This is a genomic window from Chryseobacterium sp. RU37D (assembly GCF_900156075.1).
GTDB lineage: Bacteria > Bacteroidota > Bacteroidia > Flavobacteriales > Weeksellaceae > Chryseobacterium.
The window spans coordinates 46,353-67,400 of sequence record NZ_FTMM01000019.1; the positions used below are offsets into that span (position 1 = coordinate 46,353).

Annotated in this window: 15 protein-coding genes and 1 tRNA gene; 1 reads left to right on the forward strand and 15 read right to left on the reverse strand. The window is 33.8% G+C overall.

Features of this window, described 5'->3' with window-relative positions; all coding sequences use genetic code 11:
- Nucleotides 1–81: 81 nt before the first annotated feature.
- Nucleotides 82–155 (forward strand) — tRNA-Gln (locus tag BW926_RS10255).
- A 156-nt stretch (nt 156–311) separates the two neighbouring features.
- On the opposite strand, the gene BW926_RS10260 is transcribed toward BW926_RS10255, so the two are convergent.
- The 15 genes from BW926_RS10260 to BW926_RS10330 all read right to left on the reverse strand — a co-directional run bounded on the left by BW926_RS10260 (nt 312) and on the right by BW926_RS10330 (nt 20,411).
- Nucleotides 312–1,331, reverse strand: a complete 1,020-nt coding sequence (locus BW926_RS10260) for a restriction endonuclease (protein ID WP_143756534.1) — start codon at nt 1,329–1,331, stop codon at nt 312–314.
- A gap of 67 nt (nt 1,332–1,398) precedes the next feature.
- Nucleotides 1,399–3,273: a restriction endonuclease subunit S gene (locus BW926_RS10265; RefSeq protein WP_076446808.1), complete on the reverse strand. Its 1,875-nt coding sequence runs from the start codon at nt 3,271–3,273 to the stop codon at nt 1,399–1,401.
- Nucleotides 3,263–4,753 carry a type I restriction-modification system subunit M gene (locus BW926_RS10270; protein WP_076446814.1) on the reverse strand — a complete coding sequence of 497 codons (1,491 nt, stop codon included), beginning with the start codon at nt 4,751–4,753 and terminating at the stop codon, nt 3,263–3,265. The genes BW926_RS10265 and BW926_RS10270 overlap by 11 nt, the downstream gene beginning before the upstream one ends.
- A gap of 4 nt (nt 4,754–4,757) precedes the next feature.
- Nucleotides 4,758–7,094 (reverse strand): EcoAI/FtnUII family type I restriction enzme subunit R, encoded by a 2,337-nt coding sequence (hsdR, locus tag BW926_RS10275; protein WP_076446816.1) that lies wholly within the window; start codon nt 7,092–7,094, stop codon nt 4,758–4,760.
- A 351-nt stretch (nt 7,095–7,445) separates the two neighbouring features.
- Nucleotides 7,446–7,817, reverse strand: coding sequence for a hypothetical protein (locus BW926_RS10280; RefSeq protein ID WP_076446817.1), 372 nt, complete (start codon nt 7,815–7,817; stop codon nt 7,446–7,448).
- On the reverse strand, nt 7,814–9,079 hold the full coding sequence (locus BW926_RS10285; RefSeq protein WP_076446819.1) for a hypothetical protein: 1,266 nt from the start codon (nt 9,077–9,079) through the stop codon (nt 7,814–7,816). The genes BW926_RS10280 and BW926_RS10285 overlap by 4 nt, the downstream gene beginning before the upstream one ends.
- Before the next feature lie 65 nt (nt 9,080–9,144).
- A complete protein-coding gene (locus BW926_RS10290; protein ID WP_076446821.1) occupies nt 9,145–12,858 on the reverse strand; it encodes a BAR domain-containing protein in 3,714 nt (1,237 codons plus the stop codon).
- Nucleotides 12,859–13,197: 339 nt separating this feature from the next.
- Complete coding sequence (locus BW926_RS10295; protein WP_076446823.1) at nt 13,198–13,455, reverse strand: hypothetical protein; 258 nt, start codon at nt 13,453–13,455, stop codon at nt 13,198–13,200.
- 27 nt (nt 13,456–13,482) lie between these two features.
- Nucleotides 13,483–14,766, reverse strand: a complete 1,284-nt coding sequence (locus tag BW926_RS10300) for an OB-fold protein (protein ID WP_179078006.1) — start codon at nt 14,764–14,766, stop codon at nt 13,483–13,485.
- 397 nt (nt 14,767–15,163) lie between these two features.
- Complete coding sequence (locus BW926_RS10305; RefSeq protein WP_076446827.1) at nt 15,164–15,841, reverse strand: recombinase family protein; 678 nt, start codon at nt 15,839–15,841, stop codon at nt 15,164–15,166.
- Nucleotides 15,842–15,902: 61 nt separating this feature from the next.
- Nucleotides 15,903–16,373, reverse strand: coding sequence for a DUF488 domain-containing protein (locus tag BW926_RS10310; protein WP_076446829.1), 471 nt, complete (start codon nt 16,371–16,373; stop codon nt 15,903–15,905).
- 447 nt (nt 16,374–16,820) lie between these two features.
- Nucleotides 16,821–17,852: a hypothetical protein gene (locus tag BW926_RS10315; RefSeq protein WP_076446831.1), complete on the reverse strand. Its 1,032-nt coding sequence runs from the start codon at nt 17,850–17,852 to the stop codon at nt 16,821–16,823.
- 20 nt (nt 17,853–17,872) lie between these two features.
- Complete coding sequence (locus BW926_RS10320) at nt 17,873–18,163, reverse strand: helix-turn-helix domain-containing protein (protein WP_143756535.1); 291 nt, start codon at nt 18,161–18,163, stop codon at nt 17,873–17,875.
- An 86-nt stretch (nt 18,164–18,249) separates the two neighbouring features.
- Nucleotides 18,250–19,074, reverse strand: a complete 825-nt coding sequence (locus tag BW926_RS10325) for a hypothetical protein (protein WP_076446835.1) — start codon at nt 19,072–19,074, stop codon at nt 18,250–18,252.
- Complete coding sequence (locus tag BW926_RS10330; RefSeq protein WP_076446837.1) at nt 19,071–20,411, reverse strand: tyrosine-type recombinase/integrase; 1,341 nt, start codon at nt 20,409–20,411, stop codon at nt 19,071–19,073. The genes BW926_RS10325 and BW926_RS10330 overlap by 4 nt, the downstream gene beginning before the upstream one ends.
- Nucleotides 20,412–21,048 lie beyond the last annotated feature (637 nt).

Below are 21,048 nucleotides of genomic sequence, written 5' to 3' on the forward strand. Positions count from 1 at the left end.
ACCTACATTTTTATGCTATCAATTTTTAATTTTGACTTTTATATTTAAAATAAATTCTATAATTTCGCGACATAGAAACAGAGACCCATGGTGTAGCGGTAACACTACTGATTTTGGTTCAGTCATCTGGGGTTCGAATCCCTGTGGGTCTACCAACAACAATAGCTAATTATTTGATTTATAAATAATTAGCTATTGTTTTATTTGTATTTTCCCCACAAATTCCCCACAACATCTTTAAAAATATTAATATAAAAAGTCTCAGTTGAAACTGAGACAGAATTATAAATTTATTATAATTAAAAATACTTTTAAACAGGCCAGTATATTCGCTTAAGAGGAACTAACGCTTTTGTTTCTACATCTAAATTCTCATAGTTGTTTAACAGCAGCTCCACCAACCAATCTAAATCAACCAATGTAATTGCAATGTTAGCTCTTTCAGCTTCATGTCGGGCATCTTTGCTGAAACCTGACGTACTTACAAAAATTCCTTTATTGTAATCTCTCATTCCTCCAATAAAACTTCTGATATCAGGTGTTCCAATTTTCTCACGAGTTCTCTTCTTAACTTCAACCTTAATACGAGGTTCTTCCATTCCTAATTCATCGGGTGAAACAATAATATCACTTCCTAAATCAGAACTTGAAGGCGTCATACGTGTCTTATATCCAATTCCCCTGAAAATACCTGCCACGAGTCTTTCAGTGTCCTGCCAACTCAAATTCGCAATTATGTCTTTGATAAATTCCTGAGATTTGTACTGTACATCTTCTTTAAGTTCCACTAATTTTTCAGGTTCTTCTTCAATGTTTTGTTTTTCTTCTAACACAATCTCTTCATCAGTAGCATTTTCAGGATTTGATTCCAGTAAATCTTCCCAAACGTCTGACACTATTTCAAAAGTAGTAAGGACTGAACCGAGTGTATTCTTACTCGCCGTTGAAAGAACATCTCTACCAGTAGGTTCAGGCATCCATTCTACTCTACGGATATGATGGAAAGTTAAGGTTGTATCAAAATCATAATCAGAAGTAATTTCACCTAAATAATAATTTCGACTGGTCGAATCGTATGTGACAACTTTATCACCAATATTTATATCTTTTGCAAACCTCCAAACCTGAGAAGTATTCTGATTAATTCTTCCGGTGCTATCTTCTGGATATGTCCTTTCGTAAAGTTGCTTTAGAGAATCATAAGATATATCTGTCGGAATCTCTCCAAGATCATTCCATCCTATAGCAGCAATACCTGCTGATAAAAACTCATCTATTAAATACCCTCCGCTACCAGCACGAACCATCCATATTTTAAAATCTTGTTCCACTAATTGATGTTTTTATTGTTATTTAGTTAGTTTTTTCTTAATTATTCAATGGCTTGAATTATCAAACTTAATTTACTTCTTTACCATTCCCTTTCGGAACAAGGTTATTTTTTTTTAACCATTCAATTGCATTAAAAAATTCCTGACGCTCAATTTTTAATTTTGAATCATGCCAATTTTCTCTGGCCTCAGTTACAATTGCTTCATCATTAATTTGAATTTTCCGAATAATGAGATTATTCCATCCTGAATATGTAGTAGCCACGACTTCAGCTTCATGAGTAGTCTTCATATTAGCAAATAAGTCGATTACTCTTCTAATCTCTTGTAAATAAGGTTTTAGATCCAGAACACACCTCATCATAAACGCATTAAAATTCTCTGCTTTAATATATTTATGACTATCATAATTCTCTCCTTTTACTTCCTGAACCGAAAACCATCTCTTTTCTTTTGCTAAAGGTTCTACAATTTTTACCAAATGTTCAAAAGCAGCCGGACCAGCAGCCATTTTTTTTGCTTCCCGTCCGAAATCTAAGTCAATATGCTTTTCAATAACCTCAACCGTTTTTTCTCCTTTGGTTCGGTATAAAGATTTTCCGACTTTTTCGTGAGCTTCTATTGCAAGAGCAATAACCATTGCCTGTTTGTCTGCTTTTTTCTTTGCATTGAAACTCTTAGTTCTTGCAAAATATGGGTCAATTACAGGTTGAGTGATAGGAATAACTTTAGCTCTCCTCAATTCACCTTTGAACGCACTATCCAACACGCTGTTTTTAAGCCTTTTTAAAGCCTCTAATTTATTTTGGTAGTATTGGGTTAGTTTTTGGCTTTTCTCAGTAGTTTGGTCTAAATATGCAACTATAAATTGCTGTTCAGAGATTGAAGGTAATGGAATATGGGTATTTTCAATAAATACTTTTGTTACTCTTTTTAAACCAACAGCCCCACTCATATTTTTAGCACCTTCTATTAAAAAACTCTGTCTCGAAATGAAATAGTAAATGAACTTCGAAAGAACTTTTTCAGAAGGTCTAAAAACATAATATTCACTTGAACCAAAGCCAATACCATTTACTAGGTTTTCTGCAACTCCTGATTTTCCATTTTCAAAACAAGGAGTAACTTTGGCTAATAAAACATCATTGTCTTTAAAATAAGTGTAACCTTTATATACTTCTGAAATCTTTCTAACTTCCTGTGGATAGAAGTTAATTTTTCTTTCATTTAATACAGCCATTGGAACAAAAGAGCAATCCATTTCAGATAGGTTTTTAACTTCAGCCTTTTTAGGCTCAAACTCTGATATGCTTACAAGTTTTACTTTCTCACTCTCTAGACTTCCATAAATATTGTCTAGAACACTTTCATTGAGTTGTTTTAGCTTTTGGATATTTTCTTCTAACAAAGCAATGGCTTGGTCTAGCTTTTCAAAAATTTTATCTAATACCGAAACAATTTGTTTTTGCTCATCGAGAGAAGGTAAGTTTAAACTAACTTCTCTGATTTCTCTTAAATGAAGATTGGGAACTCCAACCCCTTTTAGTCTTGAATTAAATTGCTCTTTAGCATTGGGCGAATTTATGAAGTTAAGCAAGTATTTTGGTAATATTTCGTTTTTGGGACGTAGTAAAGCCAAACTTACATAAATATCAAATATTAAGTCTTTATCTACAATTGCAGCAACTCCAGTAGTACCATTTTTGGCTAAAAGTATATCGTTGATTTTTGGAGAAACTCTTTTTTGCAGTTGTTTATGTAAATCATTAGAAACATATTTTACATCACTCCAATCAATTTGTCCTTTTGTTACATTTTTAGATGATAAAAAAATAACGCCTTCATCTTCATATTTTGGTGTATGATGTGTACCGTCTGTAATAGTATCACAAACGTCATTTAATGTAGTTTCTTTCCAGCCTTTTGGCAACTTATCCTTCATAACCTTTTAGAATTAAGTTGTCAATTTCAGTCAAAAGCAAATTGATATTTTTATCATTATTTTGGATTTCTGCTAAAATTTCGTTTGGAGATTGGTGTATTAATTCTTTTTGTTTTGCTGGATTTTTAGCACTTAAATCGTAGTTGCATTCTCTGATTTCATCGGCTGTAACGAGCCAAGAATTTTCAGTAGTACTACGCTTGTTGTACAATTCTACAAATTCAGCAATATGCTCGTATTGAATGGGCTTATTTTTAGTGAGTTTCTTCTCCAAATTAATTTCGTAATACCAAACATCATGCGTTCCGCCTTTACGTTCAAAAAAGATTACATTGGTTTTTACTCCACTATAAGGCAAGAAAACACCAGCAGGCAAACTTAGTATCGTGTGCAAATTGAAGCTGTCTAACAAGTCCTTCTTTACAGCAGTAAATGCATTATTGGTTTGAAATAAAACACCTTCGGGAATTACAATACTTGCTTTTCCATTCAAAGCTAATTTTTTCATAAAATGTTGCAAGAATAATAGCTCGGTAGCAGTACTTTCCACAGGAAAATTGTTTTGGACTTCCTTCTTTTCCTTACCACCAAAAGGTGGATTGGCGAGGATAATGGAATAGCGGTCTTTCTCCTGAAAATCTCGGATGTTTTGGGTAAGTGTATTTTGCTTGTAGATGTTAGGACTTTCGATACCGTGCAAAATCATATTCATCACACCCATTACATACGCCAAAGGTGTTTTTTCGTTCCCAAAAAACATTCCTTCTTTGATGTGTTTTAGCTGCGTGGTGCTGTATTCATTTTTCTTTTGCATTACATAATCAAACGCCTGAATTAAAAATCCAGCACTTCCGACTGCTCCATCATAAATAGTATCGTTTACATTAGGCTCAAGGACTTCGACCATTGCTTTTATGACAGGACGAGGTGTGTAAAATTCTCCTGAATTTCCACCGTCGCTTCCCATACCTTTAAGCAAGTTTTCATAAATAATACTTAACTCAAATAAATCTTCTTGGCTCTGGAAATTAAGGTCTGCAATATTTTCTATAACTTCCCTTAGTGTATGTCCGCTCGCAATTCGATTGGTGATGAACTCGAAAACAGCACCAATTTTATATTTTACACTTTTTACTTCCTGTTGATTGGATTTAAAGTTTTCCAAATAAGGGAAAAGATCATCATTAACAAAATCAATAAGATCATCTCCTCCCATTGCACCTTTTAAATCATACTTTCCATCTTCTTTAAGTGGATAAGCCCATTTATCCCAACGATATTTGGGATCAATTATATATTCGTATTGTTTACCATCAATTAAAGCATCAGATGCTTTGTTTTCTTCATAATCATGTAAATATTTTAAAAATAAAATCCAACTGATTTGTTCGGTATAGTGCATTGCTCCGCTAATTCCATCGTCTCTGCGGAGAATATCTGTAATTCTGTCTATTCTTGATTGTAAATTCGCTATCGTCATATCCTTACACTGCCTGATACATTACTTGTTGTAATCTGTAAAAAGCATTAATTAAATTATTCGCATTGCCAAATGCTTTGGCGGCTTCCTGTGTCGTTCCTAAACCATTCAACTGAATAAGTTCGGAAAGTTTATCTCTTTTCAACTCTTCAATTCCATCTTTCTTGTATCTATCTAATACAAAATACAGGAATTGTTGAGCTTTTTCATTTTCATAGTTTTTAAAAAAATCAGATTTTTGTTTTGTCGTTTCAGCTCTGTGATTTCGAGTAACAAGCTCTTTGCTGTAACTTATATAGGCAAGTAAATCAAACACATCACTCTCTTCGGCTTCAAACATTTTTTGGAGCGTTTCTATTTGTTCATCATCAAATCCAGTTTGCCCTAACTTTATAAGAAGCTCTTCTCTTGTTTCAGGTTTACTCCATAATTCACGAAGTTGCTCTTCACTACTAAATAAATTCGGTAAAAATTCGATCAATTTTTCCAAAAATTCTGAAACCGTAAGTGGTCTTCCGTTATCACCAACATAACGAATTTCCACATCTATCACCTTAATGTTCCTTCCATTTAATTTGACTATAATTTTTTCTTTTGGGGGTTCAGGTGCTGTATAGATTCCTTCATCATTACCATCTGGTGAATTAGGTTTCGGTTTTTGTTTCGGCTTTGTTATTGGGTTTAGATCTTCTTCGCCATCAATTATAATTTCATCCTCTTCTTCTGCAGAATCGTCCCAATCTTTATCATAGAAATTATTCGTAGCTCCTGTAAAATCTATAATTGTAAAAAAATCTTTGTTCTCAAAAATACGAGTGCCTCTACCAACAATCTGCTTAAATTCCACCATAGAATTGATGACACGAACTAATACTACATTTCTAACATTTCGAGCATCTACGCCTGTTGTGAGCATCTGTGATGAAGTAAGAATCACAGGGATGTCTTTATCATTGTCCTGAAACCGTTCTAAAAGTTGTTTTCCAATTTCTCCTTCATCACTTGTAACTCTTACACAATAATGAGCATCTTTCACGGATTTATGCTTATTGATCGCATCACGCATCATTAATGCATGTTCTTGATTGACACAGAAAATAATTGTTTTATCCATTTCTCGGATATTTGCCAAAATTGCTCGGGCAATTAAATCCGTTCTATCTTCAACAATAATTTTACTTTCAAAATCAGAAAGACCATAAATCCTGTCCTCAAGCTCTCCACTTACTACAATGTCATCCTTTGTTGGAATATACTCATCAATATTGGTTCTGATTCTTTTAACCTTGTAAGGTGTCAAAAACCCGTCATTAATTCCATCCTTAAGAGAATATTCATAAACAGGTTTTCCGAAGTAATTATAGGTATTTACGTTGTCATTACGCTTTGGAGTTGCAGTAAGTCCTAAGTGAACTGCCGTAGTAAAATAATCTAAAATATCTCTCCAAGAACCATTTTCATTGGCTGAACCTCGATGACACTCATCAATAATAACTATATCAAAAAAATCAGAAGGATACTGCTTGTAATAACCTCCAATATTTTCTTTTTCAGCAATTGCCTGATAAATTGCAAAAAAAACATTTGCATTCGTTGGAACTTGACCATTCCTGATCCGGATTTCATCACCGTTGATTTTAACTAGATCTCTTTCCAACGGATTAAATGTATTAATGGCTTGGTCAGCCAAAATATTTCGATCAGCTAAGAATAAAATTTTTGGTCTTCGTTCTATCTTATCTACATTCCAACGAGCTGTGAAAAGTTTGTAAGCAATTTGAAAAGCAACAAATGTTTTTCCTGTTCCTGTTGCTAAAGTAAGAAGAATACGTTTTTTATCTTCAGCTATGGCTTCAATTACCTTGTTTACTGCAATCTCTTGATAATATCTAGGTTTAAAGTCTCCTGTTAAATAAAAAGGTATGCTTAAGAGCTTTTCTTTTATACTATTCTCCTGAGCAAAGATTCTATTGTACATTTCTTCCGGAGTCGGATAGTTTTTAATGAAATCTCCCTTTCCTTCTGAAATGCAAAACTCATAAATCTTCTTTCCGTTACTGGAATAAACAAAATCAATTCTTAGCTTTTGAGCATAATCAATAGCCTGTTGTAAACCTTCAGTTGGTTTTTTATCATAGCGCTTTGCCTCAATAATTGCAAGAGGAACATTTTTATATTTAAGCAAATAATCTACATATAATCGTTCTCCTCTTTTATTCCCGGATAATTTTCTTCCGTCAGTAAAATAATGCTCACGGATAATGTAAGCCTCGTCCCATTCAGATAATCGTAACTGTGGGTCTATAAATTTAGCTCTGGTATCGTGTTCTGAATAGGACAAATATTAGTTTTTTTTAAGTTTTCAAATTTACAAAAATAGTCTTAGTAAAACTTAAAAAACCATTAAAACACTGAATAATAGCGTTTTAATGGTTTTTATATTGAGCAAAATCATAATTTTTTTGTCAAGCAATGCAATGTTAACTCATTTAAAAGTAGCTGTTACAGGATCTTTACTACCTCAACATTCTTATACGATTTTAAATTAATTGTATTGGTTAATTTTGCTCTTTATGAAATGATATTGATAAAGAAAAAAAATGAGATTCGAATGGACTGAACAACTAATTAAATAATTTCCCCCAAAATAATGATAAAGAGTCGCCTCATATTAAAATGTGGCGACTTACTATTATTTATCCATCGCTTTAATTTCTGGTGAAGTTGGCGGTAAATGTTGAAATTTATAAGTATGCATCTTATCCTCAAAGACATCAAATTTACTCAATGGAACTGTATCTGTAACAGATTTAACAAAATGGAAAGTTTTAATATCAACAATATTCTTTAATTGATAAGTACTATCCTTATAAAAAACCAAATCAAAAAATCGAGATTGATTATTTTGTGAATTTTTCTCGTTCATAATATCAATTTCTCTCTTTAAATAAATATTACCTTGTTGGTCTTCATATAGTATATTATCTTTAATATCTTTCATTTTTTTCTGTTGGCTACATGAACAAACCATAAAAACGGTGAATAATCCAATAATTATTTTCATTTTCTTTGAAATTTTAGCAAAGATACATTTAATTTAGCCCAATATCCAACATGTTTTTTTGTCCATAAATACACCCATTGTGACTGGCTTAATATTCCTTGATTTATATCCTTTAATGAACCCTTACTACTTGATTCGCCAGCTTCATCATATATTTTATATGTGGGTTTACATGGTTTAGTATTGTCAACTACAATAAATAAAGTATGCAATGAATCAACAATTGATAGATAAAAAATATGAAAACCAATCTTATTTTTAATGATTGCCTTAAAATAATCAACTATTACTTTGTCATTTTTCGAAAAGAGAGTTCTTGATGGATTGTTTCCATACTCATCTTTTTGATTAACCTCTCGATAACCAAAAATGCTGCCTTCGAAGTCTTTGTAGTCATATCCATACCCCAAACTTTTTAATTTTTTTGCTCGAGCTACAGCATTATTTAAATCTGGAACATTTAAGCGGATTTTCTTTTTATCATCATAGGCATAAAAATTTTTTTTATTGTCAACAACAGCACCCAAAAACCTATCTGCGGCCTGTATACAGTAATTGACAGAATATTCTCCTTCAGTATGTTTATTGCGATATTCCTGAGAAATAATTGATAATACATCAAATCCCTTTTTTAATTCTTCACTTAAAAACACATCATTTTCAATAATCTTAACATTAAACTTTCCGCAAATTGCATTTCTTTTAGAAGTTTTTCCTAAGCCATCACCATCATCTGATGCGAACACAGAAACACTAAACTTTGTACCTCTAGCTAGTGCTTTTGCATCAATTTCTAGTACTAATTCATCACCATATTCTGCATCCTTTAAGTCGTAAGCATCTTCATCACTTTCATAATCCGTATCATCATTGTCAATGAATTTCAATTTTGCAGATGCATTAGAGCTTTTAAATTCCAATATTCCATCTCCATCCTGCCATCCAATAGGATCATAACCCATTTTTATAAGTAATGGAATTCTTGCCACAGAATTTTTTGCAATTACGATATTTGCCACGGGATATTTCCTCCATTCATTATCATAGTCATTCCCTAGATTTAAGTACTCTAATTTATTTTCGGTACAATCATTTAATGAAATTACAGCATTCTTTGGACTTTCATTTCCATTTATTTTTACAACGGGTAGAAAATCATATTTATCGCCGGCTTCAGACTCTGTTCTATTTTTTATTTCAGCATGTCCCAATCCCAACGGTTTTATTTTATTGGGTAATCCCAATGCTTTTATTTGTTTCATTATTTTTAGATTTTAATCGTTAAAAAAATAGAAATGGTGGCAGCTACACCACCATTTCGTTATGTTTAATCCAAAGTACTTGTTTCCTTATCTCCATGAGTTAACTGAATATCTCTCTGCTCAAAACTCGTTTCAAACTCCAGTTCCTTAGGATTTTCACAATTCTTAGGGTCATCTTCAGGGAAGATCGGAAGTGGCTTATCAACAGGCAATCCGGTAGATTTATCCTGTAAAATAGTAAGTGTCGTAGGAACTCTTGTGATCCAGTATTTCCCTTGAGGTTCTCCGGTTGGCTGTCTCATTTCATCTACAATAGACATATACATCGGATCTCCAATGACAGGAACCGCGCCTCCATTCCAGATCAATCCTGTTTCAAGGAAGAACTGTACCGCTGCTTCAAATCCAGGTTTTACGGTAACAATAATTCTCGCCATACCTGCTTGAAGGAAACTTCTGAACAAAGGATCTACACTTTCAGTAAGATAAAATTCCTGCCAGCTTTTACGGTTTGCCCAGTAATACGGATAGAATGTATAATCCATAATTTCCCATTCAAAAGCCTGTTCCATAAACTTAGCCAAAGCTGCATACTGATCCAGATTGTCATTAAGATACACTTGGAAATTATCCATTCTGGTAGTATCCTCAGCTCCATTTGTCATTACCTGTCCAAGCGTAGTAATATAATCCTGTAATAAGTAAGCAATACAGTTATGTTTCAAGGTATCATGCTCCATGTAACGGTAGTAATTCCCTTGTCTTTCTTTAGCTGCCTCTTCTTTTTCCTTTTGTTCAGCATCCAATCTTGCCTGTTCTTCTAAGAATTTTTGATAAGCTTCTTCATAAGCCTTAATAATTGCATTGAAGCTTTCTGTTTTCCATTTATTGATGAATTCATCACTAAGTTCACAGTTTACTGTTACTTTAATGTTATAATTTCTAACATTATGTCCTTTTATCTGGAAAGAGATATTTCCCGTTAGATTAAGACCGGATACTCCATAATCAAAATTAACATCTCCACGAGTAGAGAGACCATTCATATCCCCTTTTAAATTAGAGCAAACAATTTCAGAATAACGTGACCCTTGCCATCCTCCACCTCGGTTTCTGGATGATCTACAGCTAAAACTTGCATTTTTTGCAGCATAGTTGTCCGGAATTGTAATCTGAGAATAATCTACCCCAAAATCATCATTGGTTTGTGGTACACTTGCAGCATTGTGTATTACCTGTTTAGTCGCGGCAGGGAAAGCATCTAATGATACTCCATAGATTTGTGCCCAATGCTGGATTTGTTCTACTGTAGCAGATTTTGGATTCGGCATTGTCCATGCTCTTTCCGGAGCAGTTCTTGGATCTACAGGAGCAGTAAGTACCTGAGCTTTAGCTACAGTAAGAGCCAAGCGGTGTAATCTTGAAGGTTCCGGAACCATAAATTCGAACATCGTACGTTTGCCGTAGTTATAAATCTGGTTCTTATACTTCATATCGATCCATCTGTAAACACCTGTGATATGCTTTGGTTGTGCGGCATCAGGATTATCCGTATTAATCACTTTTCCACGGTTATCATATTCGTGTACGTTGGTTTCAGTATATTCCTTGATAATTTTCTGCACCCTTTCTTCGGAAATTTTAGTAAGAACCCTTTCCATAGCTCTTTCCGTAATTTCCTGAGATTTCATCATTGCCTGTCTTGTACTGTCGTGCTGTGCAGTATTGTTAGCATAGTCAGCTCCGATTTCAAATTTCATGGCATCTGTTCCGTAGCTATATCTTGTATATGCCGTAATACCTTGTTGTTTATCCAGTTCTTTGGCGACCTCCGTCTGCATATCTGTTCTGGAGGTTTTGGTAGTATCGGAAATTTTTTCGGTTTCCTGAGATTTGGAAGTTGTATCTGTAATTTCGGAATAATCCCTCGCTACGGAAGATTTGTGTCTCAATTCACTCGCCATAACGTTCTCAATATTGGAAACTTCTCCCGGAACATATGCATGAACACTTTGTACCACTTTCAGATAATCTGCGACACCCAATCTTTTAATCCCGAAATTTTTACGTTTCTGAATAATCACCGTTTCAGGTTCCTGAGGATTTTCAATGACAGCTCTCTTCAATGTAAGCATTCCGGTAAGGCTTATATCTTGTTTAATATATTGCTGACCAAGATCTGCATATGCTACACTTCCGTTATCGAAGATAATTTCTATCTTAAAAGCTACACTTGCTCTGAATTTATTAATTAAGTTTACAGGAAGAGTAATTTTATTATCTATCATCGGAATATTGCTGTAATTTTCTTCAAAACTTCCTGCAGTATCTGTAGTGGCAGTAATTCTTGCATTAGCAACGCTCCATGAAACATCTTCAACTTCAAATGAGAAATTAACAAAACCACCAGATCCCGAAAGTCCTAAAACACTGTGTGCAAAAAAGCTGTATGCCATTGGAGTTCTTGCCGTAGTATTAACAACCGGAACGGATGCACCACCGAGATTCACATACTGCTGCTGTGTAAGTGGAGAGTTTTCCAAAGCAGTTTCCATAGATGTTGAAATACTATCTCCAACAATATTTAAAGCGTCTGAATAGGTTTGAATTTCGTCATCAAGAACGATAGTTTGAGAGCCTACTCTTAATGTGTTATCAGAAAGAATCCTAATTCCTTCCTTATTTACATCTTCAAAAGCTCTTGCTTCGTCAAATTCTGCAAAAAGTGATACAAAAAGTGCAAAAGATTCCGGAGAAAGATTTTCCATTAATTCTCCTACATTAATTTCATTTTGATATGAAAATTCAAAAGGTTTCACTTCATATTGTCTTAATTCTTCGTAAAGACGAATTTTTTCTTCTTCTGGAGTTTCTTCTGTAATTTTGCTGTCGACTTCAGCTAATTTTTTTTCATACAGTTCTAAAGCCTCCCTGTTTTCGTCCAGATATCTTGCATACGATTCCTGATAAGCCTGTTCACGGGATTTATAATATTTTCTCTGAAGTTTTTCAAGTTCTGTATTCAGTTTTTCCAAAGCTTCTTTTTTATGGAGAGCTTTGTTTGCTGTTAATGCTGCCTGTACTTCAGATTCTAGTCTTTGCGTTGTCTTTGCTGTCAAAATAGGTTCTGTAACTTCTACGGACATTTTGGAAGAAACTGAACCTGTTGTTCCTGAGTCTTCAGAAAATAAATATTTTGGTAATACGATTTTCCCATCGAATGCTTTTTCTAACGGTTTTTCTCCGTTTACCTTTACAATTTCCTGATCAGATAAATCCAAACTTTGGGCAAAGCCAACATGAATTGCCATCAAAACATGACTGATCGCTTCTTTAACGTAGAAGTCTCCTTGAGTTACGATCTGATAAATGTAATTGTCCCAAAGTTGTACGAAGATTTTAAGGCCTTCGGTAGTAAGTTCTTTATTAGTATCAATAAGATGACTATAATAATCTTTAACAAAAATCAATTCACCATTATCAAGGACTTCTTTTTTAGAAAGCTTTCTTCCGATGTTAAGAAGTTCCCCGAAAACTCCCTCTTCAATTTTCTTTTCAGTTTCGAATCCTGCATTGCTGAATGTTCTGGCAGCTTTTACCATTTCTCCCAATTTTGAAGATCTGGAAGACATTCCTGTAACAGCTGTGTCAAAAACTCCTTTTGCTCCTTTCGGTCGGTGAATAAATCCTAAGTTTCTTTCTTTGGTTTCTGTAAGTTGTGGATTTCTTAAACTCACAAATCTGAAAAGCGTCTGAGACGCATTGTTGTTTGTAGACATTTGTGTAAATTTGTTTTGATTTTATAAAAGGTTAAGATTTGAAGGCTCTTTTTAGTAGAGTGACTTCAGGTTTTAGCCTTATTTTTTTAGGTGGTCTTCAGGCTAATTATGTCCACCATGAGTTTTAAAGTCTCTTTTCATTTCTGTGTTATTTCTATAATGCAAATATCCATCGAGGAAGCGACAGAACTTGACGTATTAAATTAATTTTCAGGGATTTTTAAAGAAATTTTGTAACATATTGAATGTCTGGAAAAAGAAATTTTCCAATCAAATAACACAATAAAAAAATCCATATTACATATGCAATATGGATTTTCTGTTTTTTTTTTAATATAGTTAATCTATAGTCTGAGTAAAAGTGAGATTTTCTGTTTTATTTTCTAAAAATTGTTGTAATTCTATCCAGTCCTCAGGAATGACTTTGAAATGTTTTTTTTCGGTAATAATAATGCTCGTTTCTAAAATATTTGCTGAAAAAATAAATTTAAATTTCTCCAGTTCCTTCTTATATACTACGACATGTGCAATCTCGTGAATTAGACCTTTAAAAACTCCATTATTCGCTGTCAGTGTGATTTTAGATATTTTTTCCATAGTTGTTTCATTTTGATTAATGATTTATCATTCCCACAATTCACAATCCTGAACAACCACATCAGTTAATGTAAGTCCTGCACATTCCCCAATAATGGTAACTTTCTGACCTTTACTGATCTGGGAAATGATTTTATTGTTCTTATCTGAGAAATAGCAATTAACGGATTGGAAATAATCTACTCTCAAAGAGATGTAGGGATTATCCAAGATATCTTTCCCGATGTTGCCAACAACACCTGTAACCGCCATCTTTTTACCTTTATACTCTTCATCTGCGAACACTTCATTAGCCTCATACGCTCTGTAAAGTTCTGGCGCTGTTATATCGATATCAACCTTAGGGATGTGTGGACTTTCAGGATCGACCTGTTTGATATAGTCTACATAGCCTTCTTTAGTTGAGAGATAAGGGTGCAGGTAGTTTCCTTTAGGATTCCAACTGGCTATTCCTTTCTGGCGTGCTTCATAGAGTTTGTTTAATACTTCTTTGTCTTTGGGTTGGATCAGGGCAAAAAAAGGAGTCAGGTCATAATTTTCCGGAATCTTTGTTTCCTTACCATTGCCATCTATGAAAGTATCTCCTTTGCTTCCATACCATCTGAATCTCTTTTTATACCGTTCAAATACCTCAATCAATTCTTTGGTAAGCCCTCCATTCACAGGTAAAGACAAACCAATCACTCTTGTAATAAATGTAATTTTATCCTCTCCATTCTCAGACTTCTGAATTTTGAAGTAAAGAGATTCATCTACAGCAAATTCATCATCTTTACTATGAGTGATTCCTTTTGAAACAGCATTTAATACAATCAAATATTCAGGGGAAACTTCCTTGTTTACGACCAGCTTTTGATAAGTGGTATTTTTTTGAAGCCCTCCTAGTGCATGGTTCCGGTCCTCCAGCTTATTTTTAGGTAGGGATTTCACGGATTCTTCCGTCTGATCGAGATAATCTTGGTAGGGTAATTTTTCTTTACTTCCGGTACTTTCTTCTGGCTGAGTAGTTTTAAGATCCGAAAAACTGGGAGAAACATTCATTCCGAGTATTATTAATCCAAGAAATAAAATTCCGAGAGTTATAACAACTCTAATGATTCGTTCACGCCAGAAAGGTAGTTTTTGCATCAGGAATTTAGAAATGGGAGGGATCAGGAGTATTCCTCCAGTGAGTAATAATAAGCCTCCGAAAAAGGTTTTTGTGAAAATCACTCCGATTCCTGAGAAGATCATCCACATTCCGATAATCCATTTGAAGATGTTAAGTAAAATTCTTTGAGTGCTTGGTTGTGTGCTATTCACTTGTGCCATATAGATAATATTTTGGTTATTTGAAATGAGAAAGGGTGTGAATGACATCACTCTCAACTCAGGCTACTGGTATAACCCACTAAAGAAATGAAGCAAACACACCCCGATCTGGGGCGTCTTCTGCATTTCATTTTTCTTTAGTTAAAAATATTACCAGTATTTTGAGTTGAAAAAATGAATTGCTAACGCAATATCTATATGTTATTTACAACCTTTGTTTTAATCTTATATTTTGATTCTTTAAAAATTTGCCTGTAAACTTAAGGATTTTCTATGAGATGTTCAAATCTAAAAATCAGAAACGACTCATTCTAAGCCTCAAATTTCCATTGTTTTTATTTTTGTTACTTACTTTGTCATTTTTGCAAGAAAAACGGTCTTAATTCTTAAATTTGAGCTATCCTTGAACTTTAAAGCTCTCCTGATGTCTGTCAAATAATCTCTTAACTGCCATTGCAGTAAATAATTTACTTTGTCTGGTCTTAAAGCCATAATCGTTAAGCCTCTCTGCGATTTTATGATAGCTGATGTTCTCGGAGCGCATAGAGGTAATGAGTGCTGTTGCCCTGCGGTTGTTTTCATTTTCCCTCGCATCTCTCTGACGGATTTCTATACTTCTTTGTCTGGAATAGTCTGTTAAGTTTTCTGGTTTGCCTAATTCAATTCCCTTTGCTTTCAGTTCTGCCAATGCACTTCGGGTTCTCTGGGAAATACGTTCCCTCTCGTCTTGGCTTAAAACTGCCATGATTCCAACGGTTACCGGATTGGCATTTGCCATATCACAACAAACAAAGTCAACTTTAGCATCACGAAGGGTAAAAATGAAGGAGGCATTTCGGGAAAGACGGTCAAGTTTGGCGATGAGTAAGGTTGCTCCCTGTTTCCTGCACTCCTCAATGGCTTTCATTAGCATAGGGCGATCATTTTTCTTTCCTGATTCTGTTTCCCTGTATTCAGCTACTAATTCATCATCATGTTTAAGAAATTTGGTTACTGCAGATTTTTGGGCATCTATTCCGAGTCCGCTTTCACCTTGTCTTTTGGTCGAAACTCTAAGATAACTGATATACTTCATTCGTAACTTTTGTTAAATGTTGGTTGAATAAATGATACATTTTGAATAAATAAAAAAGGACTTAGAAAAGCCCTGTATTATGAGGTAAAAGTTCCCCCTGTTTACCAATGTGAATGACTTCCCAGCCTCTGCGGTGTAAGTCTTCTCCGATCAGATTGTAACGGTGACATTCCAAAGGATTCTGCTCACTGCACATGATTACAATTTTATAATCAAACTCCAAGCCTCTCTCCAGATATTCCAAACCTTGCTGGTAGGACACCGACTTGCGAAGTTTGTCATGATCCAAATTTCCATTGGTGTAAAATTCTTCATCTTTTGGTTTTCCTCCAAGTTTCGGTTTGTGAATGTATTGTAAGCCAAATTCTGCTAAAGTGATCTGGAATGCTTTTGTGTTAAATTCCGGCTTCCATCTGGAGTAAGGATTTGTACGGACATCTACTACTACCTGTATTTCATTATACTGTAATAGTTCAATGAACTCTCTCATCTGGCGGTTTCCGTAGCCTATGCTGAAAATTTGAGTCTGCATATCTGATTGTTTGTTATTTAATTACCTGTATAAAGATAATGATTAACTAACTGATATTCAAATATTTAAACTTTTATTTTTGTTTTTATACAAATTTTTTGATTAAAAAATTACTGAAAATAAAGCTACTTTATTTGCTGTTCAATTTCTTTCGCATGCACTATCTTTAAGAAAAATTTCTCGCACGCACGTAAAGCTCTGCCATCTCTGTCAACTTACATATTCCTGTTCAAACTGACCACCTCAAAATCTCTTTGTTTCCCTTCCTCATGTAGCCCCTTTGACCATTCCCTTCGCGCGCGCGTAAAGGTCGGTTATTTCGGCAATAAAACTATTGAAATGTAGGTTCAAAGAGACTGTGGGAAAGTGTTTGAGGAGATTTTGGATGAGATTTTTTCTACTTACTTTAAATAGTATTTTTGGAATGGGAGAGAAAAATACTCAGATTTAATTGATATTTTTTGCATAATTCTCAATTTCTGCCAAAGTATTCTGGTAAGCGAAGTCGATTTTTGAGTTTAATTCTGAGAGTAGAGGGCTTTCTTGTGTTGTTTTTGCATTCGCACAAATGTCCCTGTAGCGGCTCCTTACTTTGCTAAAAAAGTCACTTGGACGATTGATGTAGGGCTTGGTAGCCTCTAACATTTTTTCAAATTCTTTTATCCCTCCTAAACTTTCTATACACATACAGATGAGAGGGGCATCAAAGTCGCTTGGTGACTGGATGTTCTTAGGATTGAAAATAAATTGATTTTCTTTACAAATGTTATCATGCTCTTTATACCACTGATTAATGAAGAGTTTGTACACATCTGGTTGTATTAAATCTTGTATTAATATTTGAGATTTGCCAATTTTCTTAGCAATGTTCTTTATAAAGGCACTATTGTACTGATTTTCAAATCTCAAATATTCTCCATCTTTAAAGTCTTCTGGAATATTCTTCCCTGCCTGTTTCTTTTTATCATAAAATAATAAGATTTTATATTTCCCTTTCCCCAGCGTTTTATAATAAAGTGTTGTTTTTTCCTCACTTCGATGAAGCCTCGGGCTATTACTTAATGTATTGAAATAATATTGAGGTTTCTGATTAACTTCTATGGTAGCTTGTGGGTGTAATATCCGTACAATACCATGTTTGATACTGAATCCTATCTCTTTCTCTATTTCATTTATCATTCTAAGAAAATCTTCATAACCCACTGTATAGAAATTATTTTCATAAAGATACACCGCAGGGTTAACAGTAAATTGTATATAGCCATTCTTTCTGCTCACCTGTATCTTTCCCTTTCTTCCTCTAATAAATTCTATTTTTCCATCTCTTAGCCTTGATTCCTCATCTTCCAATTGCAAATCTGGAATTTGATCTTCTGGGAAGCTAAAACTTAACTTATCCATTCCTACAATGTTGCCAGTTTTTGGCAATGTTTTCACCTTGTTATAAAGAGAACATCCTTCCAAAGCATCTTCACTCATCACTTAGCATGCTTCAAAGGTTAATTTTCCCAATTAGGATTTTTTAAGGCTTCTTTTACCTCTGCAAGATTGTACAAAACTCTTCCTGCAACTGGAGTCTCAGGAATGAGTCCTCTTTCTACATTTTTTCTGAGTGTTGGCAAAGAAATTTTAAGCATCTTTGCAAGCTCATTACGGGTCAGATAGGTGTTCTGGTCATAGACACCAAAGTCTTTCTTAAATTCTGATAATAAATTTTGAATCCCATTGAGAATTTCATTTTTAAAATCCTCCGGAGTTGTATTGTGAACCTGTGTAATATTATTTGCCATTGCATTAATCATTTATTGATGCAAATTTTGGCAATGGTTTATACGGAGAAAATTCTATTTTATACGGCTAAGTAAAATAATAGAAATTAAAGGAAATTTGTATAATAGTATTTTACATCTTTTGAATACCTCTCCCCATCAGAAAGCTTGAATTTTGATGTGTATTCAATTTCAACATGATATTCTTTGTTTAAGAACTCAACGAACTCCTTTACAGAACAATTCAAAGCAAATATCTTTTTATCGAAAAATTTAGTCTCCAATAATTTTTCATACCTAAAAATAGCATTTGCTTTCGCTATAAAACCTCTCTTATGTTTACCATCTTCATCAAAAGCATTAAGATGCTCCAAAATTTCTTTAAATTTAAGTCGGTTCTCTGCTTTCAGAAAAACATTGGGATAAGGATTATCAATTAACTCATTATTTAGAGGACTATTCGTATAGTATTGAAGCTTTTCTTTTAAAAACAACTCTTTTGCGAACAGCAAATCCATGTGTTGCCATTCCAGAAGTATGAGTTCTTCTTCAATCTCCGGAATGGTGTTGCTCTCTACAATACTAAAGATGATTTCTGATAGTAAGAAGTCTCGGAAAAGTGCATTATTACTTGTTTTATAATCATTATGAAATTCTACTGGAATTATACTGCCTGAATTTACATATTCTTTTATTGTATTGTTGTATTCATCATTTAGGTACTGCAATAGATTTGTATTGTCTGTCACTTTTTGGGAGTAAATTTTTATTTCACTTTCTAAATTAGATATTTCCAGTGCTACATAGAAATTAATCTGCTTAAGGTATTCTTCAAAAATTTTGTTTTGAAAATCATTCTTTAAGACAAGGTTGATCTCACCGCTATCTGTACGTTGGAACAAATCGGTTATTGACGAATATTCTATTTTCATGGAACAATTTTTAATTTTACTTCTTCATAACCGTTTTGCTCTGCTTGTCTTAACCATAAATCCCTCATCTTTTCGGCATGCTCTTTAGGTGTAGTCTGGATATAGCCCATAAATTCTTTCTCTGTCTGATGTCCTGTTATTGCCATGATAGTTTGTGTTGCCAACTTTCCATAGTGATTTGTTGCAAAACTCCTCCTACATATATGTGAACTGATAAGCTCATATTTTGGAAACTCTCCTTCTTCTTTTCTTTTTGTTTCTGAATTTATCTTTGAGCCCTGTACTAAGTAGGTTAATCCAACCTGATTTCCAACCTCCTTGACATACTCATTAAATTTTTGATCTGACAATGCTGGCGGAAAATCGCCTCCCCATCTCTTCATTACTTCTACAATATGTGGATGAATCGGAATTACAACTTCTGAGCCTGTCTTACTGGTAGTGATTTCTATAAATCCGTCTTTTACATTTTTAGCTTTGATATTCTTAAAATCCTTTATCCTTTGTCCTGTCCATAAACCTACTATTAATAAATCTCTTACACGGTTTAACCTTTCATTGAATGAAAAATCATGCCTGAAAATCTTCTCGATCTCTTCTTCATTAAGATAAATTGCTTTCGTTTTACTGCTAGTTCTGAAAAATTCTGGATGATTAATTTCTTTATGCACCGGAAGCCCCTCTAAAAGTGCCTGACGTGCCATAGCTTTCACATTTTTAATATAATTCCCTACCGTCTTTAAATCAAGAGCCTGCTCCACGTTAAGGAAATTCATAAAATCTCTGTGAAAAATTAGGTTGAGGTCCTTATACTTTAATTTTCTGCCTACATGCTTTTCAAAATCCAAAATTTTTGTCAGAGTTGCCTTATATGCCTTAATGGTCTCTATCGATACTGGCTTATTAGTTTTCTTTCTAATTCTTGTCGGAGCTTCCTCTATAACCTTTTTTATATATGGGACAAAAAACACCTTATAATCTTCTCCTGCATTGACTGGTCGATTAAAGCATTTAATGATAATTTCTTCCAGCCACTTCTTGTCGATAAGTTCTCCATCTATCTGAGCATTATTATAGCTCTCAATCACAAAAGCTTTTAGTTTAACCAGATTTTTATTCAACTTATCATATCGGGGTTTATTCTCAGGATCAAAGCTATTTAAAATAGGATTCTGATCAACAATATTTTTCATTGACTCTCTGGCATGACTCCAATGCTTTGGGTCAATCTGAAAGCCTGTAGCTGTAACTAAATCTATTTTTCTTCCTTCCCGAAACCTTATGTAAAGACTGGATGGATTTTTTGTGCTTTTAAGGATGTAACGAATTGTTGCCAATGGATTCTAATTAAATACAAAATAAAGATAATAATTTTCCCCATATTTTCCCCACAATACTTTAATTATTTGTTATTATATTTAATTGTATTTTATTTTTTACAATCTATAAACTTGATATTTAATAAAATACAATAAATACAAGGTTCATAAAATTAACAGGTTATACGCCCTGTGGGTCTACTACCTAAAAAATGCAACTCGCTAAATTACAGCAAGTTGCATTTTGTTTTTGGTCACTTTTAGTCACTTGGTCACGATTTTGGTCACTGTTTTTCTAAAAAATGTTTGAAGTGAACCTGATTGAATCTATTTGAATCTGATTGTATTTTAGCTACGGAAATAATGTCCGTTCGATTCAAAATAATCATACATTATGCTCCGTGCGGTTGCTTCCCAATCAATCACAACCCAATTAGGAATATTAAACGTATCATCTTCATAAAGCCATTGTACAAAATCTTCATCACTTCCAAACTCGCCGTAATAAAAATTGTTTACATACTCATAAAGGCTTTGAAACTCAATTTTACCTAAACAATTGGATATACTAATTTAGCTTCCAGTTAGAGTTAAGCATAAAACCTTAATTTTAACGTATGAAACAAGGGCGAAAAATCTATGATCCAGCTTTTAA